This window comes from Microcella daejeonensis (assembly GCF_026625045.1).
GTDB lineage: Bacteria > Actinomycetota > Actinomycetes > Actinomycetales > Microbacteriaceae > Microcella > Microcella daejeonensis.
This window is the reverse complement of record NZ_CP113089.1, coordinates 54,617-78,473: the sequence shown is the minus strand read 5'-3', so window position 1 is coordinate 78,473 and position 23,857 is coordinate 54,617. Positions and strand designations below refer to the sequence as shown.

Annotated in this window: 25 protein-coding genes; 22 read left to right on the top strand and 3 right to left on the bottom strand. The window is 71.7% G+C overall.

The window, feature by feature from the left end; genetic code table 11:
• Positions 1-294: 294 nt before the first annotated feature.
• The 5 genes from recA to dapF all read left to right on the top strand — a co-directional run bounded on the left by recA (position 295) and on the right by dapF (position 5,680).
• Positions 295-1,365, top strand: coding sequence for a recombinase RecA (gene recA, locus OVN18_RS00400; protein ID WP_267737538.1), 1,071 nt, complete (start codon positions 295-297; stop codon positions 1,363-1,365).
• Positions 1,366-1,442: 77 nt separating this feature from the next.
• On the top strand, positions 1,443-2,219 hold the full coding sequence (locus OVN18_RS00395) for a regulatory protein RecX (RefSeq protein ID WP_267781290.1): 777 nt from the start codon (positions 1,443-1,445) through the stop codon (positions 2,217-2,219).
• A 27-nt stretch (positions 2,220-2,246) separates the two neighbouring features.
• Positions 2,247-3,860: a tRNA (N6-isopentenyl adenosine(37)-C2)-methylthiotransferase MiaB gene (gene miaB / locus OVN18_RS00390; RefSeq protein WP_267781289.1), complete on the top strand. Its 1,614-nt coding sequence runs from the start codon at positions 2,247-2,249 to the stop codon at positions 3,858-3,860.
• The gene (miaA, locus tag OVN18_RS00385) at positions 3,857-4,792 is read left to right on the top strand and encodes a tRNA (adenosine(37)-N6)-dimethylallyltransferase MiaA (protein WP_267781287.1); all 936 of its coding nucleotides are present in this window, start codon (positions 3,857-3,859) and stop codon (positions 4,790-4,792) included. The genes miaB and miaA overlap by 4 nt, the downstream gene beginning before the upstream one ends.
• 9 nt (positions 4,793-4,801) lie before the next feature.
• On the top strand, positions 4,802-5,680 hold the full coding sequence (gene dapF, locus OVN18_RS00380; protein WP_267781285.1) for a diaminopimelate epimerase: 879 nt from the start codon (positions 4,802-4,804) through the stop codon (positions 5,678-5,680).
• A gap of 52 nt (positions 5,681-5,732) precedes the next feature.
• Here dapF and OVN18_RS00375 read toward each other — a convergent pair whose 3' ends face one another.
• Complete coding sequence (locus tag OVN18_RS00375) at positions 5,733-6,374, bottom strand: class I SAM-dependent methyltransferase (RefSeq protein WP_267781283.1); 642 nt, start codon at positions 6,372-6,374, stop codon at positions 5,733-5,735.
• Between the two features lie 326 nt (positions 6,375-6,700).
• Between OVN18_RS00375 and hflX the strand changes: the two genes are divergently transcribed.
• On the top strand, positions 6,701-8,008 hold the full coding sequence (gene hflX, locus OVN18_RS00370; RefSeq protein WP_407666071.1) for a GTPase HflX: 1,308 nt from the start codon (positions 6,701-6,703) through the stop codon (positions 8,006-8,008).
• Positions 8,009-8,133: 125 nt separating this feature from the next.
• Here the strand turns inward: hflX and lexA are convergent, their stop codons facing one another.
• Complete coding sequence (lexA, locus tag OVN18_RS00365) at positions 8,134-8,850, bottom strand: transcriptional repressor LexA (protein WP_267781279.1); 717 nt, start codon at positions 8,848-8,850, stop codon at positions 8,134-8,136.
• 275 nt (positions 8,851-9,125) lie between these two features.
• On the opposite strand from lexA, the gene OVN18_RS00360 reads away from it, so the two are divergent.
• From OVN18_RS00360 to OVN18_RS00335, 6 genes are all read left to right on the top strand, one after another.
• Complete coding sequence (locus tag OVN18_RS00360) at positions 9,126-9,530, top strand: LysM peptidoglycan-binding domain-containing protein (RefSeq protein ID WP_267781278.1); 405 nt, start codon at positions 9,126-9,128, stop codon at positions 9,528-9,530.
• Positions 9,531-9,629: 99 nt separating this feature from the next.
• Positions 9,630-10,706: a histidinol-phosphate transaminase gene (locus OVN18_RS00355; RefSeq protein WP_267781276.1), complete on the top strand. Its 1,077-nt coding sequence runs from the start codon at positions 9,630-9,632 to the stop codon at positions 10,704-10,706.
• Complete coding sequence (gene hisB / locus OVN18_RS00350) at positions 10,703-11,308, top strand: imidazoleglycerol-phosphate dehydratase HisB (protein WP_267737527.1); 606 nt, start codon at positions 10,703-10,705, stop codon at positions 11,306-11,308. Before OVN18_RS00355 ends, hisB begins: the two co-directional genes overlap by 4 nt.
• A 2-nt stretch (positions 11,309-11,310) precedes the next feature.
• The gene (hisH, locus tag OVN18_RS00345) at positions 11,311-11,949 is read left to right on the top strand and encodes an imidazole glycerol phosphate synthase subunit HisH (RefSeq protein WP_267781274.1); all 639 of its coding nucleotides are present in this window, start codon (positions 11,311-11,313) and stop codon (positions 11,947-11,949) included.
• Positions 11,950-12,035: 86 nt separating this feature from the next.
• Positions 12,036-12,785 (top strand): bifunctional 1-(5-phosphoribosyl)-5-((5-phosphoribosylamino)methylideneamino)imidazole-4-carboxamide isomerase/phosphoribosylanthranilate isomerase PriA, encoded by a 750-nt coding sequence (gene priA / locus OVN18_RS00340; RefSeq protein WP_267737524.1) that lies wholly within the window; start codon positions 12,036-12,038, stop codon positions 12,783-12,785.
• A gap of 8 nt (positions 12,786-12,793) precedes the next feature.
• Positions 12,794-13,600 carry an SseB family protein gene (locus tag OVN18_RS00335; RefSeq protein WP_267781273.1) on the top strand — a complete coding sequence of 269 codons (807 nt, stop codon included), beginning with the start codon at positions 12,794-12,796 and terminating at the stop codon, positions 13,598-13,600.
• Positions 13,601-13,640: 40 nt separating this feature from the next.
• Here OVN18_RS00335 and OVN18_RS00330 read toward each other — a convergent pair whose 3' ends face one another.
• Positions 13,641-13,970, bottom strand: coding sequence for a DUF1844 domain-containing protein (locus OVN18_RS00330; RefSeq protein ID WP_267737521.1), 330 nt, complete (start codon positions 13,968-13,970; stop codon positions 13,641-13,643).
• A gap of 203 nt (positions 13,971-14,173) precedes the next feature.
• On the opposite strand from OVN18_RS00330, the gene infC reads away from it, so the two are divergent.
• The 10 genes from infC (at position 14,174) to pheT (ending at position 23,844) form a co-directional block, all read left to right on the top strand.
• Positions 14,174-15,223: a translation initiation factor IF-3 gene (gene infC / locus OVN18_RS00325; protein ID WP_267781271.1), complete on the top strand. Its 1,050-nt coding sequence runs from the start codon at positions 14,174-14,176 to the stop codon at positions 15,221-15,223.
• Positions 15,224-15,250: 27 nt separating this feature from the next.
• Positions 15,251-15,448: a 50S ribosomal protein L35 gene (rpmI, locus tag OVN18_RS00320; RefSeq protein ID WP_168916005.1), complete on the top strand. Its 198-nt coding sequence runs from the start codon at positions 15,251-15,253 to the stop codon at positions 15,446-15,448.
• A 32-nt stretch (positions 15,449-15,480) separates the two neighbouring features.
• A complete protein-coding gene (gene rplT / locus OVN18_RS00315; RefSeq protein ID WP_267737520.1) occupies positions 15,481-15,867 on the top strand; it encodes a 50S ribosomal protein L20 in 387 nt (128 codons plus the stop codon).
• A 107-nt stretch (positions 15,868-15,974) separates the two neighbouring features.
• Positions 15,975-16,793: a TrmH family RNA methyltransferase gene (locus tag OVN18_RS00310; RefSeq protein WP_267781269.1), complete on the top strand. Its 819-nt coding sequence runs from the start codon at positions 15,975-15,977 to the stop codon at positions 16,791-16,793.
• A 53-nt stretch (positions 16,794-16,846) separates the two neighbouring features.
• On the top strand, positions 16,847-17,584 hold the full coding sequence (locus OVN18_RS00305; protein ID WP_267781268.1) for an amino acid ABC transporter ATP-binding protein: 738 nt from the start codon (positions 16,847-16,849) through the stop codon (positions 17,582-17,584).
• 72 nt (positions 17,585-17,656) lie between these two features.
• Positions 17,657-18,583, top strand: a complete 927-nt coding sequence (locus OVN18_RS00300; protein ID WP_267781266.1) for a glutamate ABC transporter substrate-binding protein — start codon at positions 17,657-17,659, stop codon at positions 18,581-18,583.
• A 73-nt stretch (positions 18,584-18,656) separates the two neighbouring features.
• Positions 18,657-19,304: an amino acid ABC transporter permease gene (locus tag OVN18_RS00295; protein ID WP_267781265.1), complete on the top strand. Its 648-nt coding sequence runs from the start codon at positions 18,657-18,659 to the stop codon at positions 19,302-19,304.
• Positions 19,301-20,221 carry an amino acid ABC transporter permease gene (locus OVN18_RS00290; protein WP_267781263.1) on the top strand — a complete coding sequence of 307 codons (921 nt, stop codon included), beginning with the start codon at positions 19,301-19,303 and terminating at the stop codon, positions 20,219-20,221. The genes OVN18_RS00295 and OVN18_RS00290 overlap by 4 nt, the downstream gene beginning before the upstream one ends.
• Before the next feature lie 69 nt (positions 20,222-20,290).
• The gene (gene pheS / locus OVN18_RS00285; protein WP_267781261.1) at positions 20,291-21,331 is read left to right on the top strand and encodes a phenylalanine--tRNA ligase subunit alpha; all 1,041 of its coding nucleotides are present in this window, start codon (positions 20,291-20,293) and stop codon (positions 21,329-21,331) included.
• Positions 21,331-23,844 (top strand): phenylalanine--tRNA ligase subunit beta, encoded by a 2,514-nt coding sequence (gene pheT, locus OVN18_RS00280; protein WP_267781259.1) that lies wholly within the window; start codon positions 21,331-21,333, stop codon positions 23,842-23,844. The genes pheS and pheT overlap by 1 nt, the downstream gene beginning before the upstream one ends.
• Positions 23,845-23,857: the final 13 nt, after the last annotated feature.

Below are 23,857 nucleotides of genomic sequence, written 5' to 3'. Positions count from 1 at the left end.
GCCCCGCGGGCCCGGCCCCATCGTGCGGCCCGCGCGAGGCATCCCGCGACACGCCGCCGATCATTCCTTCGAACATTGTTCCGATGCGGGCATAGACTCCTCCCCAGCGGCACTCGAACACGATTAGTGCACGGAACCCGCGTGCGACCCCCGCTTGTCGGAGGTCCTGCGTACCGTCCTCCTCGTCGGCGAACGTCGTCAACCGCCTTGTCGCAAGGTGCGCCGCCCGGCTCCATCGGCGGGGTGCGGAGCGACAGCCGATAGGCAGCCCGTCACGATTCCAAGGAGACCGCAATGCCCTCACCCGCAGACCGCGAGAAGGCCCTCGAGACCGCCCTCGCTCAGATCGACCGTCAGTTCGGCAAGGGCAGCGTCATGCGCCTCGGCTCCGACGAACGCGCCCCCGTGGCGGTGATCCCGACCGGCTCGATCGCCCTCGACGTCGCCCTCGGCATCGGCGGGCTCCCCAAGGGGCGCATCATCGAGATCTACGGCCCCGAGTCCTCCGGTAAGACCACGCTCACGCTGCACGCGATCGCGAACGTGCAGAAGGCCGGCGGCATCGCCGCGTTCATCGACGCCGAGCACGCCCTCGACCCCGACTACGCGCAGAAGCTCGGCGTCGACATCGATCAGCTGCTCGTCTCGCAGCCCGACACGGGTGAGCAGGCGCTCGAGATCGCCGACATGCTCGTGCGCTCGGGCTCCATCGATCTCGTGGTCATCGACTCGGTGGCCGCGCTCGTGCCCCGCGCCGAGATCGAGGGCGAGATGGGCGACTCGCACGTCGGCCTTCAGGCGCGCCTCATGTCGCAGGCGCTGCGCAAGCTCACCGGCGGTCTCAACCAGACGCAGACGTCGATGATCTTCATCAACCAGCTGCGCGAGAAGATCGGCGTGTTCTTCGGCAGCCCCGAGACCACCGCCGGCGGTAAGGCGCTGAAGTTCTACGCCTCGGTCCGCCTCGACATCCGCCGCATCGAGACCCTGAAGGACGGCACCGACGCCGTCGGCAACCGCACCCGCGTGAAGGTCGTCAAGAACAAGATGGCGCCGCCGTTCAAGCAGGCGGAGTTCGACATCCTCTATGGCATCGGCATCTCCCGCGAGGGCAGCCTGATCGACTTCGGCGTCGAGCACGAGATCGTGCGCAAGTCGGGCGCCTGGTACACCTACGACGGCGACCAGCTCGGCCAGGGCAAGGAGAACGCGCGGCGGTACCTGCTCGACAACCCGGCGACGGCGCAGGAGATCGAGAACAAGATCCTGGCGAAGCTGGGCATCGGTGCGGCACCCGCGGCCGCTCCGGCCGCGGTCGAGTCGATCCAGCCGAAGATCGCCCAGCGCAAGGCCGCGGGCGCCTGACCGTGTCCGACGGCGTCGACGGCGGCGAAGCGCCGCAGACCACTGACACGACGAGCGAGCGGGGGAGGATCGCCGCGGTGATCCCCCTCGCCGCTCGGCGGGGCCAGCAGGGCGCGCCGTCGGCGGCCGTGGATCATCCCGAGGAGGTCGCCGAGCCCGTCGGCGAGGTCGCCTTCCTCCCCGGCGTGCGCGAGGCCGACGAGCGCCGCGCCGAGAACGTCAGCATGCACGGGCTCGCTCGCCGCGGCATGTCGCGGGCCGAGGTGCTCGATCTGCTTCAGCGCCGCGAGATCGATCCGATCGTGGCCGAGGCCGAGATCGCGCGCCTCGAGGGCTCGGGGCTGATCGACGACGACGCCCTGGCGCGTACGCTCGTCGAGCGGCTGACCGAGCGCAAGAAGCTCGGGCCGAGCGCTCTGCGCGCCGAGCTCCAGCGTCGGCGGCTCAGCGCCGCCACGATCGAGATCGCTCTCGCCGAGCGCGAGGTGGAGGACGAGGGCGCCCTGCTCGACGGGCTCGTCGACGATCGGCTGCGGCGCATGGGCTCCCTCGACCGGGAGACCGCCGAGCGGCGCCTGCTCGCCTTCCTGGCGCGCAAGGGCCATGGCGGCAGCGCCGCACGAGACTCGGTGCGCCGCGCGCTCGACGAGGCCGGGCTCGAGCCGGCTCCGCGGACGGGCTTCGGTCAGCGCGCACCCGGAGGGGGCTTCGGTCAGCGCGGCGGGAGCTCCGGCGGCTTCGGCCGCTCGGGCGGCAGCGGCGGCAGCGGTGGCTTCGGACGTCGCCCCTCGGCGGCGTCCTCGCGGCACGCGGACGGACCCGCTTCGGGCCCTCGCGCGGTCGAGTTCGAGTAGTCGGGCCGCCGTACACTGGCAGGCATCATGAGCACCACGCTGCCCGCACCCTCCGCCCGCGCATCCGCATCCGGCGTCACGGCCATCGCGCCGTCCCCGGCGGCGCGGAGGGCCGACGGGCGGGCCCGCACCTACGAGGTGCGCACCTACGGATGCCAGATGAACGTCCACGATTCCGAGCGGCTCAGCGGTTCGCTGGACGCGGCGGGCTACGTGAAGGCGAGCGGCGGGGAGATCGCCGACGTGGTCGTCATCAACACCTGCGCCGTGCGGGAGAACGCCGACAACAAGCTCTACGGCAACCTCGGGCACCTGGCGAGCGTCAAGCGCAAGCGTGACGGCGACCTCCAGATCGCCGTGGGCGGCTGCCTCGCGCAGAAGGACACCACGACGATCCTCGAGAAGGCGCCGTGGGTCGATGTCGTCTTCGGCACGCACAACATGGGCTCGCTGCCCGCGCTGCTCGAGCGCGCGCGGCACAACGGCGAGGCGCAGCTCGAGATCCTCGAGTCGCTCGAGGTCTTCCCCTCGACCCTCCCCACCCGGCGCGAGTCGAGCTACAGCGGCTGGGTGAGCATCTCCGTCGGCTGCAACAACACCTGCACGTTCTGCATCGTGCCGAGCCTGCGCGGCAAGGAGAAGGACCGCCGGCCGGGCGAGATCCTCGCCGAGATCCAGGCCCTCGTCGATGACGGCGCCATCGAGGTCACGCTCCTCGGGCAGAACGTCAACTCCTACGGGGTCGAGTTCGGCGATCGTCTCGCGTTCGGCAAGCTGCTGCGTGCCGCGGGTCGCATCGAGGGGCTCGAGCGCATCCGGTTCACGAGTCCGCATCCCGCCGCCTTCACCGATGACGTCATCGACGCCATGGCCGAGACGCCCGCCGTGATGCCCCAGCTGCACATGCCGCTGCAGTCCGGCTCCGATCGCGTGCTCAAGGCGATGCGGCGCTCCTACCGCTCCGACCGCTTCCTCGGAATCCTCGACCGGGTGCGGGCGCGCATCCCCTACGCCGCGATCAGCACCGACATCATCGTGGGCTTCCCCGGTGAGACGGAGGAGGACTTCGCCGAGACCCTGCGCGTCGTCGAGGAGGCGCGGTTCGCGAGCGCGTTCACCTTCCAGTACTCGATCCGCCCCGGCACTCCGGCGGCGACGATGCCCGACCAGGTGCCCAAGGCCGTCGTCCAGGAGCGTTACGAGCGCCTCGTCGCCCTGCAGGATCGCATCAGCCTCGAGCAGAACACTGCGCAGATCGGGCGCGAGGTCGAGGTGCTCGTCGTCGCGACCGAGGGGCGGAAGGACGCCGTGTCCCATCGGCTCTCCGGTCGAGCGGAGGACAGCAGGCTCGTGCACGTCGCCCTGCCCGAGGGCGCCGGCGAGCGCCCGCGGCCGGGTGACGTCGTGACCGCCGTGGTCACGCACGCCGCACCGTTCCACCTGCTCGCCGACGCCGGCGAGCAGCCCCGCATCCGGCGCACGCGCGCGGGCGATGCCTGGGATCGCGCTCAGGCCGAGAGCTGCGGGGTACCCGAGCCCTCGAGCGGCGCGGCGCCGAAGGTCTCCCTGGGGCTCCCCACCCTGCGCGTCGCGACGACGCCGATCTACGACGCTGCCGACGGCGAGCGCCTGCTCTCGTGATCGTCGCGCTGGTCGGGGCGACCGGCACCGGCAAGAGCGCGCTGAGCCTGGCCCTCGCCGAGCGCTGGGCATCGCGCGGCCTCGCCGCCGAGATCGTCAACGCCGATGCGATGCAGCTGTACCGCGGCATGGACATCGGCACGGCGAAGCTCCCGGTGGCGGAGCGCAGCGGCGTGCCGCACCACCTCATCGACGTGCTCGAGGTGACGGAGGAGGCCTCGGCGGCCCGCTACCAGATCGAGGCGCGCGACGTCATCGAGAGCATCCAGTCGCGAGGAGCTGTGCCGATCGTGGTCGGCGGCTCCGGTCTCTACGTTGCCGCGCTGCTCACCGACTTCCGATTCCCCGGCACGGATGCTCTGCTGCGCGCGCACTGGGAGCACGAGCTCGAGCGCCGCGGCTCCGACGCGCTGCACCGCGAGCTGGCGCAGCGCGACCCACGCGCCGCCGAGGCCATCGACCCCCGGAACGGCCGTCGCGTCGTGCGCGCCCTCGAGGTCATCGACCTCACCGGGGAGCCCTTCAGCGCGGGTCTCGCCGCGCGCGACACCCCCTGGCGCCGCTACCGGCAGATCGGGTTGCGGATGCCCCGCGAGCAGCTCGTCCCGCGGCTCGACGCTCGCGTCGAGGCCATGTGGGCGGCGGGGATGCTCGCCGAGGTCGAGGCGCTCCGCGCGCACGGACTCGAGCAGGGGGTGACGGCCCGCCGCGCGATCGGCTACGCCCAGGCGCTCGCGCAGCTCGCCGGCGAGTCGACCGAGGCCGAGGCGATCGCCGAGACCGCGGCGCTCACCCGCCGCTACGCCCGGCGCCAGGTGGGCTGGTTCGGTCGTGACGCGGCCACCGAGTGGGTCGACGCTCTCGACGACGACCTCCTCGCGCGGGTGGACGACCTGCTCGCCGTCGATCAGCAGCCCGGAGCGCGCCCGTAGAATCGCGGGATGGCGACGAGCATCCGCTTCACCAAGGGGCACGGCACGGGCAACGACTTCGTCCTCTACGCCGACCCGCACGGCGAGCACGGTCTCGCGCCCGAGCAGCTCGCGGCGATCGCCGATCGTCACGTCGGCGTCGGGGGCGACGGGGTCATCCGCGCCGTCCGCTCGAGCAGCCTTCCCGACGGCGCCGCTGCTCTCGCGGAGGACCCGCGAGCCGAGTGGTTCATGGACTACGTCAACAGCGACGGCAGCGTCAGCGAGATGTGCGGCAACGGCGTGAGGGTCTTCACCGAGTACCTGATCGCGGCCGGGCTGGTCGAGCTGCCCGTCGGCGCGAGCCTGCCGATCGGCACCCGCGCGGGCGTCAAGACCGTGCTGCGCACGCCCGAGGGGTACGCGGTCGACATGGGTCTCTGGCGCCTCTCCGGGGGCGAGCCGCTCGTGCGCGCGCGTGATCTCGCCGTCGCGCGCCCGGGGCTCGGCATCTCAGTCGGCAACCCGCACGTCGTCGTCGCCGTCGCGAGCGACGAGGAGCTCGACGCGATCGATCTCGGCGCGGCACCGCTGCTCGAGCCCGCGGCGCCGCAGGGTGCGAACGTCGAGTTCGTCGTCCCCGGCGACCCGCTGGTGGTCGACGGGGTCGGGCGCATCCGGATGCGCGTGCACGAGCGCGGCAGCGGTGAGACGCTCTCCTGCGGAACCGGCGCCGTCGCCGCCGCCATGGCCGTCCGCCACTGGGCGGGTGCGGCAGCGCCCGAGGAGTGGCGCGTCGAGGTGCCCGGGGGAGTGCTCGGCGTGCGGGTCGTCGCCGAGGAGGACGGCGAGCACGTCGTGCTCAGCGGTCCGGCGGTGCTCGTCTTCGAGGGCGAGCTGGTGGTCTGAGGGCATCCCGCCCCGGAGCGGTGCCCGGCGCCGGAGCCGCCGGCCGCCGCGGTCAGTCGACGATGTCGACCGGGTGCGTGGTGCCGCGACGATTGCGCACCCGCAGCACGCGGAAGCCCTTGTGCGTCGCGGCGCGTCCGACCTGCATGGCCGGCGCGTAGCGGCCCTCGAGCCAGCGCTGCAGCGAGTCCGAGCCGAGATTGCGCGAGACCACGAGCCAGGCGTCGCTGCCCTCGTCGAGGCGCGGCAGCCAGCGGTCGAGCATGCCGTGCAGCTCGTCCTTGCCGACGCGGATGGGCGGGTTCGACCAGATCGTGGTGAACCGCGCCCCAGCGGGAACATCCTCCGGCCGCACGGCGTTGAGGTTGGTGAGGCCCAGGGCCTCGGCGTTGCGGCGGGTCAGCTCGAGCGATCGCTCGTTGACGTCGACGGCCCACACGGTCGCGCGGGGGGATTCGAGGGCGAGGCTCAGTGCGATCGGACCCCATCCGCATCCGAGGTCGAGAAGATCGCCTCCCGGGGCGGGCGGAGGAACGTGCGACAGCAGCACCTGCGTTCCGATGTCGAGACCGCCGGGGCTGAACACGCCCCCGGCGGTGACGACCTCGACCGGCCGGCCGGCGAGCGTCACGGTGAGCGGCTTCAGAACCATCTCGCCCCCCGGAGACGCGCTGAAGTAGTGCTCCTGGGGCATAGGCAGAATCTAGCGAATACCGAGAGAGTATGGTGGACGGGATGACCGATCGAAGCTCCGACCACGACGCCGACGCCGCGCAGCACGAGAGCGCGCGAGGCGCCGCGGGGCAGGGCGAGAGCGCGCCGCAGGGTGATGAGGCCGGAGCTGCGGCCGTCGCACGCGTGCTCGCCACCGCCGACGTGCGTGCCCGGCGCCACGGTCTCGACGATCTGCGTGCCAGCGCGCTGCAGGTCGACAGCGCCTACCTCGACGACCGCGACGGCGATCAGTTCGATCGCGAGGACCGCGCGGCCCTCCGCCGCGTCCGCGGTCTCTCCACGGAGCTGGAGGACGTCACCGAGGTCGAGTACCGGCAGCTGCGGCTGGAGAACGTCGTGCTCATCGGCGTGCACCCGCAGGGCGGCGTGACCGACGCCGAGAACTCCCTGCGCGAGCTCGCGGCACTCGCCGAGACCGCGGGCGCGGTCGTGCTCGACGGCCTGCTGCAGCGCCGCCCGCATCCCGACCCGTCGACCTACCTGGGCAAGGGCAAGGCCCAGGAGCTCGCGCTGATCGTCGCCGAGCTGGGCGCCGACACCGTCATCGCCGATACGGAGCTCGCCCCGAGCCAGCGGCGCGCGCTCGAGGACGTCGTGAAGGTCAAGGTCATCGACCGCACCGCCGTCATCCTCGACATCTTCAGCCAGCACGCGACGAGCCGCGAGGGCAAGGCCCAGGTCGAGCTCGCGCAGCTCGAGTACCTCCTGCCGCGCCTGCGCGGCTGGGGCGAGTCGATGTCGCGCCAGGCCGGTGGCCAGGTCGGCGGCGCGGGCGCGGGAATGGGCAGCCGCGGACCGGGTGAGACCAAGATGGAGCTCGACCGCCGCCGCATCCACACCCGCATGGCGAAGCTGCGCCGTCAGATCAAGGGCTTCGCCCCGGCTCGGCAGGCCAAGCGGGCCAACCGCGACCGCTACGCGGTGCCGAGCGTGGCGATCGCCGGCTACACGAACGCCGGCAAGTCGAGTCTGCTGAACCGCATCACGCGGGCGGGCGTGCTCGTCGAGAACGCGCTGTTCGCGACGCTGGATGCCACGGTCCGCAAGTCCTCCACCCCCGATGGGCGGCCGTACACGCTCGCCGACACCGTCGGCTTCGTGCGCAACCTGCCGCACCAGCTCGTCGAGGCGTTCCGCTCGACGCTCGAGGAGGTCGGCGAGTCCGACGTCATCGTGCACGTCGTCGACGGGGCCCACCCCGATCCGGCCGGGCAGATCGCCACGGTGCGCGACGTGATCGGCGAGGTCGGGGCTCGCGACATCCCCGAGATCATCGCCTTCAACAAGGCCGACCTCATCGACGACGACGCCCGTCTTCTGCTGCGCGGCCTCGAGCCGACCGCGGTGTTCGTCTCGGCGCGCACGGGCGAGGGCGTCGACGAGCTGCGCCAGCGCATCGCCGAGCTGCTGCCGAACCCCGATATCGAGCTCGACGTGCTCATCCCCTTCGAGCGGGGCGACCTCGTCGCCCTCCTGCACGACCGCGGCCGCATCGTCTCGACGGACTACGAGGAGGCGGGCACGCGCGTGCGCGCCTTCGTCAACCCGCAGTTCGCTGCCCAGTACGCCGAGTTCGCCGTCGTCGGCGCCTGACCGCGCCGGTCTGCGCGCGGGCGGGTCTCACCGCGCGGCGATCCCGGAGCGGGCTGACCTCACCGCGCGGACCGGTCTCGCCGATGGCGCCGATCCCAGCGCGCGCCTGACGCGCATCCGCCGGCTTAGACGGAGCGCAGCACCGCGACGATCTTGCCGAGGATGGTCGCGTAGTCGCCGACGATCGGCTCGAACGCCGAGTTGCGCGGCAGCAGCCAGGTGTGGCCGTCGCGCTGGCGGAATACCTTGACGGTCGCCTCGTCGTCGAGCATCGCGGCGACGATCTCGCCGTTCTCCGCCGTGCTCTGCTGCCGCACGACGACCCAGTCGCCGTCGCAGATGGCCGCGTCGATCATCGAGTCGCCGACGACCTTGAGCATGAAGAGCTCGCCCTTGCCGACGAGCTGCCGCGGCAGCGGGAACACCTCCTCGACCTGCTGGTCGGCGGTGATCGGGATGCCGGCGGCGATCCGCCCGACCAGCGGCACCATGGCGGCGTCGCCGACCGAGGGGCTGGTGGGGGAGTCGGGTGCCGAGGGCGCCTCGATGTCGATGAGCACCTCGAGCGCACGCGGGCGGTTCGGATCCCGCCGCAGGTACCCGCTGAGCTCCAGCTGCCCGAGCTGATGCGAGACGCTCGAGAGCGATGACAGCCCGACGGCCTCGCCGATCTCGCGGAGGCTCGGCGGGTAGCCGCGCTGCGCCACCGAGGCCTGGATCACGCCGAGGATGGAGCGCTGCTTGTCGCTGAGCGTCGTCCGGCGCCGCGTTCCGGCACCGGTGGACTCATCCGACGACCGCTCCGCGCCGCCGCGTCCGGTCGCTCCGCTGTTCGCCGCCATGGCTGCTCCATCCGATCCTCACAAATGTCGGTGGTCCCCGATGGACTGCCCGTGAGTCTTCGAAACTCTATCCAGTTCACCCCGCGCGCTCAAACACCTGTTCGAGTGTGTCGCGTCGATCCTGGTGCGAGTTCCGAATAAGGGCTTGAATCCGTGTCCGATCGAATGTATGTTCGGAACACAGGTTCGCACCGGTCTCTCCCGGCCGAGAGGCGGTGCAACCCCGGCGGCGTCCGTCGCCGGGGGCCTGTCATTACTTCCCCCGGGAGGACACCATGAGCAGCATCACCGCAGGCAGCACGACTGCAGGCAGCATGACCGCAGCCCGTACGACCGGCTTCCGCACCCCTGCGCCGGTCGCAGCGCCCGCGGTCACCCGCACGCGCCTCCGTATCACGGCGCGCGGTCGCGCGGTGCTCTCCGTCCTCGTCGCGCTCCCGTTCACGGTCGCGATCCTCCTCGCGCTGCTGAACGGGGGCGTGGCCGTGGCCGACGAGGGCGGCAGCACCGTCACGGTGACGGTGTCGGCGGGTCAGACGCTGTGGTCCCTTGCCGAAGCGATCGCTCCGGGCTCGAACCCCGCCGATGTGGTGGCCGACATCGTCGCCGTCAACGCTCTCGACGGCGGCGCCGTGCAGGCCGGCCAGACGCTCGTCCTCCCCGCCGCCTACGCGGACTGAGCCGCCCCGCGGCCGAGCGCCTCGACGTCCTGTCGCGACGGCGCAGCGCGGCTGCCGTCGTCGATCCGCAGCTCGGGCCACGGCCTTTACGATGAACCGGTGACCTCCCTCGCCGACCTCCCCATCCGCGACGACCTCCGCGGTCAGACCCCGTACGGGGCGCCGCAGAAGCCCGTGCGCATCGCTCTCAACGTCAACGAGAACACGCACCCTGTCCCGGCCGAGGTCATCGCGCACGTGACGCAGGCGGTCGAGCGCGAGCTGCGCAGCATCAACCGCTACCCCGACCGTGAGTTCACCGCCCTGCGCAAGCACCTCGCGGACTACCTCGGCGGCGGCGTGACCCCCGCGCAGGTATGGGCGGCGAACGGGTCGAACGAGGTCATCCAGCACATCCTGCAGGCCTTCGGCGGTCCGGGCCGCAGCGTGCTCGGCTTCCCTCCCACCTACTCGATGCACTCCATCATCGCCTCGGGCACCGGCACCCGGTGGATCGCGGCCGACCGCGACGACGGCTACCGCATCACGGAGGCTACGGCGGTCGCCGCGATCGACCGCCACGATCCCGACCTCGTGTTCCTCTGCGCCCCGAACAACCCCACGGGCACGCCGCTCGGGCTCGACGTCATCGAGGCCGTCCACGATGCGAGCCGGGGCATCGTGATGGTCGACGAGGCCTACGCCGAGTTCATGCCCGAGGGCGAGCCGAGCGCGCTGAGCCTGCTCGAGGGCCGCCCGCGTCTCGTCGTCTCGCGCACGATGAGCAAGGCCTTCGCCTTCGCCGGCGGCCGGCTCGGGTACCTCGCCGCCGACCCCGCCGTGATCGACGCGCTCCGACTCGTGCGCCTGCCGTACCACCTGTCGGCGCTCACCCAGGCCGCGGCCGTCGCGGCTCTGCAGCACGCCCCGGCGATGCTCGCGACCGTCGGGGCGATCCGCGAGCAGCGCGACCGCCTCGTCGTCGAACTGGCGCGGCTCGGCTACGACCCGCACGAGAGCTGGGCGAACTTCGTGCTGTTCGGCGGGGTGGCAGACCCGCGGGGCGTCTTCGAGTACCTGCTCGCGCACGACATCCTCATCCGCGACCTCTCGATCCCGAACCACCTCCGCGTGACCGCGGGCACCGAGGCCGAGACCACGGAGTTCCTCGAGGTGCTCGGTAGGATGGGACGGTGACCTCCCCGCGCACCGCCGAGCTCCGTCGTGAGACGAGCGAGTCCAGCATCCGCCTCTCCCTCGACCTCGACGGCACCGGCCGCTCGTCGATCTCGACGAGCGTGCCCTTCTTCGACCACATGCTCACGGCCTTCGCGAAGCACTCGCTCATCGACCTCGAGGTCGAGGCGCACGGCGACACGCAGATCGACGTGCACCACACCGTGGAGGACACCGGGATCGTCCTCGGCCAGGCGATCGCCAAGGCCCTCGGCGACAAGTCGGGCATCGCGCGCTTCGGCGACGCCCTGGTGCCGCTCGACGAGGCGCTCGCGCAGGCCGTCGTCGACATCTCCGGCCGCCCCTACCTCGTCCACTCGGGCGAGCCCGCGGGCTTCGAGTTCCACCTGATCGGCGGGCACTTCACCGGCTCGATGGTGCGCCACGTCTTCGAGGCCATCACGATGCACGCCGGGTTGACCGTGCACCTCACGGTGCTCGCCGGGCGCGACCCGCACCACATCGCCGAAGCCGAGTTCAAGGCCTTCGCGCGTGCTCTGCGCCAGGCGGTGCAGCACGACGATCGTGTCTCGGGCATCCCCTCGACCAAGGGTGCGCTCTGACCGTGAGCGCCCGTCCCACCGTCGTCGTGCTCGACTACGGCTCCGGCAACATTCACTCCGCCGCCAAGGCCGTCGAGGCCGCCGGCGCGCGCGTCGAGATCACCGCTGATCGTGGCCGCATCCGCGACGCCGACGGCCTGCTGGTGCCCGGCGTGGGCGCGTTCGGCGCGGTCATGCAGCAGCTCCGGGCCGTGCGCGGCGACGAGCTCATCGACCGCCGGCTCGCGGGCGGTCGGCCGGTCCTCGGCATCTGCGTCGGCATGCAGATCATGTTCGACAGCGGCGACGAGCGCGGAACGGTCACCGAGGGGCTGGGGGAGTGGCCCGGCACCGTCGACGAGCTGCACGCGCCGGTCCTGCCCCACATGGGATGGAACACGGTGGATGCTCCCGCCGAGTCGCGCCTGTTCGACGGCCTGCACGACGAGCGCTTCTACTTCGTCCACTCCTACGCCGCCCGCAGCTGGCAGCTCGAGGTCACCAACGCCGCGATCGCCGCCCCGCTCGTGACCTTCTCCGAGCACGGCGAGCGCTTCGTCGCGGCCGTCGAGAACGGACCGCTCTGGGCGACGCAGTTCCACCCCGAGAAGTCCGGCGACGCCGGACTGCGCCTGCTGGGGAACTGGCTGAGCACTCTCTGAGCACGGCGGCTCCCCGGGAGGGGAGTACGCTTCTGTGCTCGTTGCGACTTCACCCGAATCGCGTTCGATACCCACGGAAAGACATCATGAGCGAGTTCTCCACCATCCCCGCGCTGACCCTGCTCCCCGCGGTCGACGTCGCGGGCGGCAAAGCCGTTCGTCTCACCCAGGGGGAGGCCGGCTCGGAGACGAGCTACGGCGACCCGGTGGACGCGGCGGAGGAGTGGGCGCGCGATGGTGCCGAGTGGATCCACCTCGTCGACCTCGATGCCGCCTTCGGGCGCGGCAACAACCGCAAGGTCATCCAGAAGGTCGTGAAGGCGACCCCGCGCCACGTCAACATCGAGCTCTCCGGGGGCATCCGCGATGATGCGAGCCTCGAGGCCGCGCTCGCCACCGGTGCGAAGCGCATCAACCTCGGCACGGCAGCGCTCGAGAACCCCGAGTGGGCGGCCCACGTCATCGCCGAGTACGGCGAGGCCATCGCGGTCGGGCTCGACGTTCGCGGCACGACGCTGGCCGCGCGCGGCTGGACGGAGGAGGGCGGCGACCTCTGGCACGTGCTCGAGCGCCTCGAGGAGGCCGGCTGCGCCCGCTACGTCGTGACCGACGTCACGAAGGACGGCACCCTCAAGGGCCCGAACCTCGAGCTGCTGCGCGAGGTCATGGAGCGCACGCACCGCCCCGTCATCGCCTCGGGCGGCGTCTCGAACCTCGACGACATCGCGGCCCTCCGCGAGCTCGTGCCGCTCGGCCTCGAGGGCGCCATCGTCGGCAAGGCGCTCTACGCGGGGGCCTTCACGCTCCCCGAAGCCCTCGACGTCGCCGGCAACTGATCGACGCCGTGCCGGGTCACGCGCACGGGCACGAGGCCGATTCCGCCGGCCAGCCGTGGGCGGGCCGATCCTTCACGCCCAATCCCGCTGCGAGCGATGACGGCAGCGCGCCCCCCGCGTTCCTCGCGGCGATGGCCGCGTTCCGGGCGGGCGAGACCGGTCTGGCCGCCGTGGTCGATGCGGTGCGGGCGAGCCGCTTCCTCATCCCGCTCGTGGCGGTCGCGGGCGAGGAGGGCCTGACCGAGGAGGGCCTGCGGGTCGACAAGACCCAGGAGCTCTCGATCATCACCGTCTCCGGCCCCGACGGTCGACCGATCCTGCCCGTCTTCTCCTCCGTCGCGGCCATGGCGCGGTGGCGGGCGGATGCTCGCCCCGTGCCCGCCGACGCCCGCCGGGTCGCCCTCGCCGCGGCCAGCGAGCAGACCGACCGCGTGGTGATCGACGCCACCAGCGACGACACCGAGGTCGTGCTCCCGCGCCCGGCCGTGTGGGCGATCGCCCGCGGAGCGGAGTGGACCCCGGCGCTCGACGACGCCGAGGTGCTCGAGGCCATCGCCGGGCCGGCCGAGGAGCATCCCGAGATCATCGCCGTCGCGCCCGTCGCGGGCGACCCCGGCGCGCGGGGAGCGGGCGCCGAGGTCGTCGTGCGGCTCGCGGTGGCCGCCGGCACGAGCCCGGAGCGACTTCGTGCCGTGCTCGGCGCGATCGGGGAGCGCTGGTCGCAGGACGCCATGGTCGCGGAGCGGGTCGACTCGCTCTCGATCCAGCCCGTGGTGCTGCCGGCCGAGGGCGGGGCGGAGCAGGACCCGGCCTAGCGGGCCGGAGCGGTCTCCGGCCGAGCGGGCGGCCGCCGGATCAGGTGACGGGCCCCGTGTACTTCTCGCCCGGACCCTGGCCCGGGGCGTCGGGGAACGGCGAGGCCTCCCGGAACGCGAGCTGCACCGAGCGGAGCCCGTCGCGCAGGACGCGCGCGTGGTGATCGCCGAGCTCCGGCGCCGAGGCCGTGATCAGGCCGGCGAGCGCGATGATGAGCTTGCGGGCCTCGGCGAGGTCGATCTCGTCGTCGCCGGCCTCGGACAGGCCGCACTTGACGGCGGCGGCGCTGAGCAGGTGCACGGCGACGGTGTTGATGATCTCGACTGCGGGCACGTCCGCGATGTCGCGGGCGGCGTCGTTCTCGCTCATGGAGCCTTCCGGGGGGAGCTGGATTCGGGCGTGACTTCCCGGCACGCGACGGTACTGCTAGTGTTATGCGGGCTCCGGGGCCAGATCCCCGGTACGAAAGTGGAGATTCCTCCCACCCGCGCTTGACCGCCTCACTAGGTTACCGGGTAGATGCACCCCGCTCGTCGGCTCCGGCCGCACGATGCAGTGGGTGGAGCGGCGCTGTGCGCCGTTCGGATGAAGCACCCTCTTTCGCGCAGGCCGGGTTCCCCCCGACCGGCGGCTGTCACAGTCATGAAGAGGAGAAGCGCATCAGCGAACCGAGAACGAACGACCGCATCCGCGTCCCCGAGGTCCGTCTCGTCGGGCCCGGAGGCGAGCAGGTCGGTGTCGTCAAGATCGAGGTGGCCCTGCGGCTCGCGCAGGAGGCCGACCTCGATCTCGTCGAGGTGGCCCCCAACTCGAAGCCGCCCGTGGTCAAGGTCATGGACTACGGCAAGTTCAAGTACGAGGCTGCGCAGAAGGCCAAGGAGGCCCGACGCAATCAGGCGAACACCATCCTCAAGGAGGTGCGCTTCCGCCTGAAGATCGACAAGCACGACTACGAGACCAAGCGCAAGCGCGCCGAGGGCTTCCTGCAGGCCGGCGACAAGGTCAAGGCCATGATCCTGTTCCGCGGCCGCGAGCAGTCGCGCCCCGAGATGGGCGTCCGCCTGCTGCAGCGCTTCGCGGAGGAGGTCTCCGAGTTCGGGGCCGTCGAGTCGACCCCGACCATCGACGGTCGCAACATGGTCATGATCATCGGCCCCCACAAGAACAAGGCCGATGCGAAGGCCGAGCAGAACGCCGCTCGCGCTCAGGCGAAGGCCGCCCGCAAGGCGGACGAGTCGGCCCCGAGCGCCGGTGCCGACCGCTCCGAGGAGGCTGCCGCGAGCACCGCGGCGACCGAGGCTCCGGCCGAGGTGCTGCCCGCCGAGTTCGTGAAGGCTCCCGCCGCCGCGCGGAAGGCGCCGGCAGCGGCTCCCGCCGCCGAGGCACCGGCCGAGACCGCCCCGGCCGCGTCCGACGCGGCTGCGGCCGATCCGACGACGGCCGATGAGAAGCCGGCCGCGGCGAGCAAGCCCGCCGCGAGCAAGCCGGCGACGAGCAAGCCCGCCGCCAAGTCGACGCCGAAGCCGGCCGTCGGCAAGCCGCCGCTCAAGCCCACTCCGAAGAACGCCCCCACGCCGCGCATGCCCGCGGCTCCGAAGACCCCCGCCCCCACGGCGGAGTAGATACCTGGAACAAGGAAGAGGAACACCATGCCCAAGCAGAAGACCCACTCCGGTGCGAAGAAGCGTTTCAAGCTGACCGGCTCCGGCAAGGTCATGAAGCAGGGCGCCGGTATGCGCCACAACCTCGAGAAGAAGTCGAGCGAGCTCACTCGTCGTCTGAACAAGGAGGTCGTGCTGGCCCCCGCCGACGCCAAGGTCATCAAGAAGCTCATCGGCAAGAAGTAACGCCGAGCCACCAGAACTGAAGGAATCCGAACATGGCTAGAGTCAAGCGGGCAGTCAACGCCCACAAGAAGCGTCGCGTCATCCTCGAGCGTGCAGAGGGCTACCGCGGTCAGCGGTCGCGCCTGTACCGCAAGGCCAAGGAGCAGGTCACCCACTCCCTCGTCTACTCGTACCGCGACCGTCGCGCGAAGAAGGGCGAGTTCCGTCGCCTCTGGATCCAGCGCATCAACGCCGCGTCGCGCCAGAACGGCCTGACCTACAACCGCCTCATCCAGGGTCTCGCCCTGGCCGGCGTCGAGGTCGACCGCCGCATGCTCGCCGACCTCGCCGTCAACGACGCCGCCGCGTTCAGCGCGATCGTCGCCGTGGCGAAGGCCGCTCTCCCCGCCGACACCTCGGCGCCGAAGGCCGCCGCGTAGTCCGCAGCACCGCAGCACTCCTGACGGCGCGCTCTCCCCGGAATCCCGGGGGAGCGCGCCGTCCGCGTGTCACCCCTCGTTCATGCGGCCGTCGATACGATGGCGCCATGATCGACAACCCCCGATCGCCCCGCGTGCGCGCGGCCGCGAAGCTCTCCAAGCGCGCCCAGCGCGCCGAGACGGGGCTGTTCCTGGTCGAAGGGCCGCAGGCGGTCGACGAGGCCGTGCGCTGGCGCCCCGAGCTCATCCGCGAGATCTTCGTCACCCCCGCCGCCGAGGAGCGCGGGTCCGCCCTCATCCGGGATGCCCGGGCGGCGGGCATCCGCATCGAGCAGGTCACCGGTCCGGTGCTCGACGCGATCGCCGACACCGTCACCCCGCAGGGAATGGTCGCGGTCTGCGCCACCTTCCCCTTGAGCCTCGACGAGGTCATCGCCGCGCGACCGCGCCTCATCGCGGTGCTGGAGGAGGTGCGGGATCCGGGCAACGCCGGAACGATCATCCGCGTCGCCGATGCCGCGGGCGCCGACGCCGTCATCCTCACAGGCACGAGCGTCGACCCCTTCAACCCCAAAGCGGTGCGGGCGACCACCGGCTCGCTCTTCCACGTGCCCGTCGTCGTCGGCGTCGAGCTGCAACCCACGCTCGACCGTCTGCGGGCGGGGGGCGCGCGCATCCTCGCCGCCGACATCTCCGGGCACGATCTGCTCGTCGAGCGCGCCGCGGGCGGGCTGGATGCCCCCACCGCCTGGCTCTTCGGCAACGAGGCCCGCGGGCTCACGCCCGAGCAGCTCGCGCTCGCGGACGCCGCCGTCATCGTGCCCATCTACGGGCGTGCGGAGTCGCTCAACCTCGCCACGGCCGCCGCCGTCTGCCTCTACGAATCGGCCTTCGCGCAGCGCAGCGTCGGCGTTTCGAGCGTGTAACGAAAAGGTGCTCGCTTTGTACCCCGTTCTCGGGGTGTGCTTGAGTGGTCCCCATGCCAGCACTCGTCGAGGTCGACGCGATCAACAAGTCCTTCGGTGACGTCCACGTTCTCAAGGACATCAGCACCAGTGTCGCGAAGGGCGAGGTCGTCGTCGTGATCGGGCCCTCGGGCTCGGGCAAGTCCACACTCTGCCGCGCCATCAACCGCCTCGAGACGATCGACGACGGCGAGATCCGCATCGACGGCACGCCGCTCCCGGCGGAGGGCAACGAGCTCGCCGCCCTGCGCGCCGACGTCGGCATGGTGTTCCAGTCGTTCAACCTCTTCGCGCACAAGACCGTCCTCGAGAACGTGACGCTCGGCCCCATGAAGGTGCGCGGCGTCTCGAAGGCCGACGCCGAGAAGCGCGCCATGGAGCTGCTCGACCGCGTGGGCGTCGGCAATCAGGCGCAGAAGATGCCGGCGCAGCTCTCCGGCGGTCAGCAGCAGCGCGTGGCGATCGCCCGCGCGCTCGCCATGGACCCGAAGCTCATCCTGCTCGACGAGCCGACCTCGGCCCTCGACCCCGAGATGATCAACGAGGTGCTCGACGTAATGGTGCAGCTCGCCAAGGACGGCATGACGATGATCGTCGTCACCCACGAGATGGGCTTCGCGCGCAAGGCCGCCGATCGCGTCCTCTTCATGGCCGATGGCCGCATCGTCGAGGACGCGACGCCGGCCGAGTTCTTCGACAACCCGAAGAGCGACCGCGCCAAGGACTTCCTCTCCAAGATCCTCAACCACTAGACCTCCCTCCCGCCGCACCGGCACAGCACCGTTCCATACCGATCACATTCGATACGACACCAAGGGGTACGCATGCGCATTCGACGTAATAAGACCACTCTCCTGACGGCCGCGGGAGCGGCCCTCCTCCTCGGCCTCACCGCGTGCGCGCCGGCCGGCAGCGCGGGCCCCGGCGGCGTCGACGAGGGCGCCGGCGAGGCGACCGGCGACGGCCCCTACAACCTCGAGATCGCCGAGAACCCGGAGTTCGAGGAGGGCACCACGATGGCCGCCCTCGCCGAGGCGGGCGAGATCCGCGTCGGCACCAAGTTCGACCAGCCGCTCTTCGGCCTGCAGGGCCCCGACGGCAGCCCGGTGGGCTTCGACGTCGCGATCGCGGCGCTCGTCGCCGCCGAGCTGGGCATCCCGTTCGAGAACATCGAGTGGAGCGAGGCCGTCTCGGCCGTGCGCGAGTCCTTCCTCGAGACCGACCAGGTCGACATGGTCGTGGCGACCTACACGATCAACGACGCCCGCAAGGAGCGCATCGACTTCGCCGGGCCGTACTTCGAGGCCGGCCAGTCGATCCTCGTCGCCGCGGGCAACCCCGAGGGCATCGAGGGTCCTGAGGACGTCGAGGGCCTGCCGGTCTGCTCGGTCGAGGGCTCGACCCCGGCCGCGACCATCGCCGAGGAGTACGGCGCCGAGCTGCTCGCCGCCGGCGCCTACAGCGACTGCCTCGACCCGCTGCGCAACGGCCAGGTCGTCGCGGTGACCACCGACAACGTCATCCTCTCGGGCTTCGTCGACCAGAACCCGGGCGAGTTCGAGCTCGTGGGCGACACCTTCACGGAGGAGCCCTACGGCATCGGCGTGCCGCTCGGCGACGACGCCTTCCGCACGTTCATCAACGACGTGCTCGAGGAGGCCTACGAGGACGGCACCTGGGCGCGCCTGTTCGAGGAGACCGCGGGCGTCGTGCTCGACACGCCGGAGCCCCCGGCCGTCGACCGCTACTAGGCAGAACCCTCGACGCGGGGCGGCCATCGGCCGCCCCGCGTCATCCTGATCCGGCCCGACGAGACGAGGCACCGTGCAATTCCTGATCGAGAGCGGCGACGTCCTGCTCGAGGGCTTCCTCGCCACCCTGAGGATGCTCGCGCTGACGTTCCTCCTCGCGCTGCCCCTCGGCGTCGTGCTCGCCGCGATGCGCATCTCGCCCGTCCCCAGCCTCCGCTGGGTCGCGACCGGCTTCACCGAGCTGCTGCGGAACACCCCGCTCACGCTCGTCTTCTTCCTGCTCGTCTTCGTCATGCCGCGGCTCGGCGTGGTCATCGACTTCCAGATCAGCGCCATCATCGCGCTGACCCTGTACACGGCGCCCTTCTACTCCGAGGCCATCCGCTCCGGCGTGAACTCGGTCCCCGTCGGCCAGGCCGAGGCGGCGCGCTCGATCGGCCTGACGTTCAGCCAGACGGCGCAGCACGTGATCCTCCCGCAGGCGGTGCGCTCGGTCATCCCGCCGATCATCAACGTCACGATCGCCCTCACCAAGAACACCTCCGTGGCGGGCGGATTCCTCGTCTTCGAGCTCTTCGCCTCGAGCCGTCGCCTCGCCAACGCCTACGCGAACGAGACGATCGCGATCTTCATCGTGATCGCGCTCTGCTACCTGGCCATCACCATCCCGCTCGGTCGGTTCGCCGACCGGCTCGAGAAGAAGGTGGCGGTGCTGCGATGACCTCCGTCCTCTACGACGTACCCGGGCCGAAGGCCCGTCGGCGTTCGATCATCGCCTCGATCGTCACCGGCCTCGTCCTCGCCGCCGGCCTCGCCTGGGTGCTCGTCACCCTCGCCGGCGAGGGACTCTTCGACTACGACCGCTGGGACATCTTCCAGGACCCGCTGGTCTGGACGGCGCTCGGCGGCGCGCTCCTCGTCACTCTCCAGGTGGCCGCGATCGCGAGCGTGCTCGCGATCCTGCTCGGCAGCGTCTTCGCGGTCCTCCGGCTCTCGAAGCTCGCGATCGTCCGCATCCCGACCACCGTCGTGCTCGAGTTCTTCCGCGGCATGCCCGTCCTGCTGATGATGTTCTTCATCTTCATCCTGTTCGCCGTCGACGCGTACTGGGCGGTCGTGCTCGGCCTCGGTCTGTACAACGGCGCGATCATCGGCGAGGCGCTGCGCTCGGGCATCGTCGCCCTGCCCAGGGGTCAGCGCGAGGCGGGGCTCGCCCTGGGGCTCACGCCGCTGAAGGCGCGACTGCTCATCGAGTTCCCGCAGGCGTTCCGCGCCATGACGCCGATCATCGTCGCGCAGCTCGTCGTGCTGCTGAAGGACTCCTCGCTCGGCTACATCGTCGGGCTCGCGGAGCTCGTGCGGCGCCAGCGCACCCTCGGCGAGTTCTACGGCTTCTCGCAGTACGGCTTCTCCTTCTTCGTCATCACGCTCGGCGCCTTCCTCGTGGTCAACCTCACGCTGTCGTACATCGCCCGACGTCTCGCGTCGCGCACGCCGGGCGGCCGCGCGACGCGTCGAGCCGCTCGCACGGCGATCGGTGAGAACGCCGACACGACGGTGCTCCGGGTGCAGAACGCGGGCCAGCGCTCGCGTGACCGCACGAAGAGCGACCGATCCGGCGAGGCCTCGGTCGACTAGCGCCCGTCACGGGATGCCCGTCTCCCGCCGCGCGGGCCGCCCCGGGCATCCTGGCTAGACTCTCGTCTCGTGCCTGACACCCCCGACCTCACCGAGTCCTCGGTCGAGGCGGTCGTCGCCGCGGCCCTCGCCGCGGTCGCCGCCGCCCCCGACACCGCCGCGCTCAAGTCCGCCCGCGCGGCTCACGCCGGAGAGAGCTCGCCGCTCGCGCGGCTCAACGCCGGCCTGCGCGACCTGCCGAACGACCAGAAGGCCGCCGCCGGCAAGCTCATGGGGCAGGCCCGCGGGCGCGTGAACCAGGCGATCGCGGCCCGCGAAGCGGAGCTCGCCGTCGCCGAGGAGCAGGCGCGTCTCGCCGCGGAGACCGTGGACGTGACGGCGGTCGCCCCGCTCGGTCTCGCCGGCGCCCGCCATCCCCTCACCACGATGATGGAGCAGATGAGCGACGTCTTCGTCGCCATGGGCTGGGAGGTCGCGGAGGGCCCTGAGCTCGAGAACGAGTGGTTCAACTTCGACGCCCTCAACATGGACGCCGACCACCCCGCCCGCGGCACCCAGGACACCTTCTTCATCGATCCGATCGAGAAGCACCTGCTGCTGCGCACCCAGACGAGCCCCGTGCAGATCCGCTCGCTGCTCGAGCGCCCGCTGCCGGTCTACGTCGTCTCGCCGGGTCGCACGTTCCGCAAGGACGAGCTCGACGCGACGCACACGCCGGTCTTCCACCAGATGGAGGGCATCGCGATCGACAAGGGCCTGACGATGGCGCACCTGCGCGGCACGCTCGAGCACCTCGCACGCGCCATCATCGGCGAGGGCGCGCGCATCCGGCTGCGCCCCAACTACTTCCCCTTCACCGAGCCGAGCGCCGAGCTCGACGTGTGGCACCCGACGTTCCGCGACGGGCCGCGCTGGATCGAGTGGGGCGGCTGCGGCATGGTCAACCCGAACGTGCTGCGCGCGGCGGGTATCGACCCCGACGTCTACCAGGGCTTCGCCTTCGGCATGGGCATCGAGCGCACGCTCATGTTCCGCAACGGCGTGCCCGACATGAGGGACATGATCGAGGGCGACGTCCGCTTCTCCCAGCAGTTTGGAATGGTGGTCTGATGCGCATCCCCCTGTCGTGGCTCCGCGAGTTCGTCGACGTCCCCTCCCAGGGCTCGGCGGCCGATGACGCCGACCACCTGCACGCCGCCCTCGTCAAGGTCGGCCTCGAGGAGGAGGCCGTGCACGGCGGCGCCCTCACCGGTCCGATCGTCGTCGGCGAGGTGCTCGACTTCGTCGAGGAGCCGCAGAAGAATGGCAAGACCATCCGCTGGTGCCAGGTGGCGACGGGCGTGCGGGACGAGAACGGTGAGCCCGAGGTGCGCGGCATCGTCTGCGGCGCCCGCAACTTCATGGTCGGCGACAAGGTGGTCGTGAGCCTGCCCGGCGCGGTGCTGCCCGGGCCGTTCCCCATCTCGGCGCGCACGACGTACGGCCACGTCTCCGACGGCATGATCGCGAGCGCCCGCGAGCTGGGGCTCGGCGACGAGCACGACGGCATCCTGCGGCTCGAGACCCTCGGCATGGACGCCGAGCCGGGCACCGACGCGATCGCGCTGCTGGGGCTCGACGACATCGCCGTCGAGGTCAATGTCACGCCCGACCGCGGCTACGCGCTCTCGGTGCGCGGCATCGCGCGCGAGTACGCGAACTCGACCGGTGTCGCCCTGCGCGACCCGGCCAAGCGCTCCGAGCCCGGGGAGGGCACAGGCTTCTCCGTCGTCGTCGACGACCGCGCCCCCGTGCGCGGGCGCCGCGGCTGCGACGTCTTCGTCACCCGGGTCGTGCGCGATATCGACCCGACGCGGCCGACGCCCGCCTGGATGTCGAGCCGGCTGGGGCTCGCCGGCATCCGGTCGATCTCGCTGCCCGTCGACATCACCAACTACGTCATGCTCGAGCTCGGCCAGCCGCTGCACGCCTACGACCTCGGCAAGCTCAGCGGCGGCATCGTCGTGCGCCGCGCCGTCGCGGGCGAGACCATCGTCACCCTCGACGATCAGACGCGCACGCTCGACGCCGAGGATCTGCTGATCACCGACGACTCCGGGCCCATCGGCATCGCCGGGGTCATGGGCGGGGCTCACACCGAGGTCGATGCGTCCACGCGCGACGTGCTCATCGAGGCCGCGAACTTCGACCCCGTGTCGATCGCCCGCAGCTCGCGCCGCCACAAGCTGCCGAGCGAGGCCTCGAAGCGCTTCGCCCGCGGGGTGGACCCGCTCGTCGCCGAGCCCGCCGCGCAGCGCGTCGTCGACCTGCTCGTCGAGCTCGCCGGCGGCACCGTCGACGACCTCGGCTCGGCCTGGGTCGAGGCGAAGCGCCCCGACTCGATCGCGCTGCCCGAGGGCTTCGCCGATCGCCTCATCGGGGTCGACTACTCCCTCGATGAGATCACCGACTCGCTCATCGCGGTCGGCTGCCGCATCAAGCCGGAGGGCGAGGGCTGGCTCGTGGAGCCGCCCAGCTGGCGCCCCGATCTGATCGACGCGCCCTCGCTCGTCGAGGAGATCGCCCGCATCGTCGGCTACGACCGCATCCCCGCGGCGCTCCCGGTCGCCCCGCCCGGTCGGGGGCTCACCCGATCGCAGCGCGTGCGCCGGGCGCTCGGCCAAGCCCTCGCCGCCTCCGGGCACACCGAGGTGCTCGCCTACCCCTTCGTGACACGGGCCGACAACGAGCTCATGAGCGGCGAGGGCGTGGCGCAGATGCGCCTCGCCAACGCCATCGACGCCGAGACCGCGATGCTGCGCCGCAGCCTCCTGCCCGGCCTCACCGCGATCGCTCACCGCAACCTCGCGCGCGGCCTCACCGATCTCGCGCTGTTCGAGATCGGGCGGGTGTTCCTGCCCGAGGAGGGGCGCGAGTACGGCGTGCCGAGCGTGCCGTTCGGCACGGCGCGGCCCGATGAGGATGCCCTCCGCGAGCTCGAGCAGAGCATCCCGCACCAGCCGTGGTCGGTGGCCGCGCTCCTCGTCGGCGACCGACGCACCCGGGGCATCGGCCAGCAGTCGGAGCCGGCCGGGCTCGCCGACGCGCTCGACGCCGCCCGCACCATCGCGGCCGTCGCGGGCGTGACCCTGCGCATCGAGGCGGGTGCGCACGCCGCCCTGCACCCGGGCCGCACGGCCCTGCTGCTCGTGGGGGAGGAGCGCGTCGGCATCGCCGGCGAGCTGCTGCCCGCGATCGCGGAGGAGCGCGACCTGCCCCGTCGCGTCGGCGTGGTCGAGCTCGACCTCGACCGGCTCGTGGCGCTCGGGAACGGCATCGTGCAGGCCTCGGCGATCGTCGGCTACCCGGCGGCGACGCAGGACCTCTCGCTCGTCGTCGCCGAGGACGTGCCCGCGGCCGTCGTGCGCGACGCGGTCGTCGAGGGGGCGGGAGCGCTTCTCGAGCAGGCCGTGCTCGTCGACGACTACCGCGGCGAGGGTCTCGAGCCGGGCACCAAGTCGCTGACGCTGGCGCTGCGGTTCCGGGCTCCCGATCGCACGCTCACCGCGGCCGAGGCGACGGAGGCCAAGAACGCCGGCCTCTCCGTCGCGGCCGAGCGCTTCGGCGCCGTGCTGCGCGGCTGAGCCCCGAGGGGCT

Coding starts and splice junctions, on each gene's coding strand:
- recA (WP_267737538.1), top strand. CDS start 295: ATGCCCTCACCCGCAGACCGCGAGAAGGCCCTCGAGACCGCCCTCGCT.
- miaB (WP_267781289.1), top strand. CDS start 2,247: ATGAGCACCACGCTGCCCGCACCCTCCGCCCGCGCATCCGCATCCGGC.
- dapF (WP_267781285.1), top strand. CDS start 4,802: ATGGCGACGAGCATCCGCTTCACCAAGGGGCACGGCACGGGCAACGAC.
- OVN18_RS00375 (WP_267781283.1), bottom strand. CDS start 6,374: ATGCCCCAGGAGCACTACTTCAGCGCGTCTCCGGGGGGCGAGATGGTT.
- lexA (WP_267781279.1), bottom strand. CDS start 8,850: ATGGCGGCGAACAGCGGAGCGACCGGACGCGGCGGCGCGGAGCGGTCG.
- OVN18_RS00360 (WP_267781278.1), top strand. CDS start 9,126: ATGAGCAGCATCACCGCAGGCAGCACGACTGCAGGCAGCATGACCGCA.
- priA (WP_267737524.1), top strand. CDS start 12,036: ATGAGCGAGTTCTCCACCATCCCCGCGCTGACCCTGCTCCCCGCGGTC.
- OVN18_RS00330 (WP_267737521.1), bottom strand. CDS start 13,970: ATGAGCGAGAACGACGCCGCCCGCGACATCGCGGACGTGCCCGCAGTC.
- rpmI (WP_168916005.1), top strand. CDS start 15,251: ATGCCCAAGCAGAAGACCCACTCCGGTGCGAAGAAGCGTTTCAAGCTG.
- rplT (WP_267737520.1), top strand. CDS start 15,481: ATGGCTAGAGTCAAGCGGGCAGTCAACGCCCACAAGAAGCGTCGCGTC.
- OVN18_RS00310 (WP_267781269.1), top strand. CDS start 15,975: ATGATCGACAACCCCCGATCGCCCCGCGTGCGCGCGGCCGCGAAGCTC.
- OVN18_RS00305 (WP_267781268.1), top strand. CDS start 16,847: ATGCCAGCACTCGTCGAGGTCGACGCGATCAACAAGTCCTTCGGTGAC.
- OVN18_RS00300 (WP_267781266.1), top strand. CDS start 17,657: ATGCGCATTCGACGTAATAAGACCACTCTCCTGACGGCCGCGGGAGCG.
- OVN18_RS00290 (WP_267781263.1), top strand. CDS start 19,301: ATGACCTCCGTCCTCTACGACGTACCCGGGCCGAAGGCCCGTCGGCGT.
- pheT (WP_267781259.1), top strand. CDS start 21,331: ATGCGCATCCCCCTGTCGTGGCTCCGCGAGTTCGTCGACGTCCCCTCC.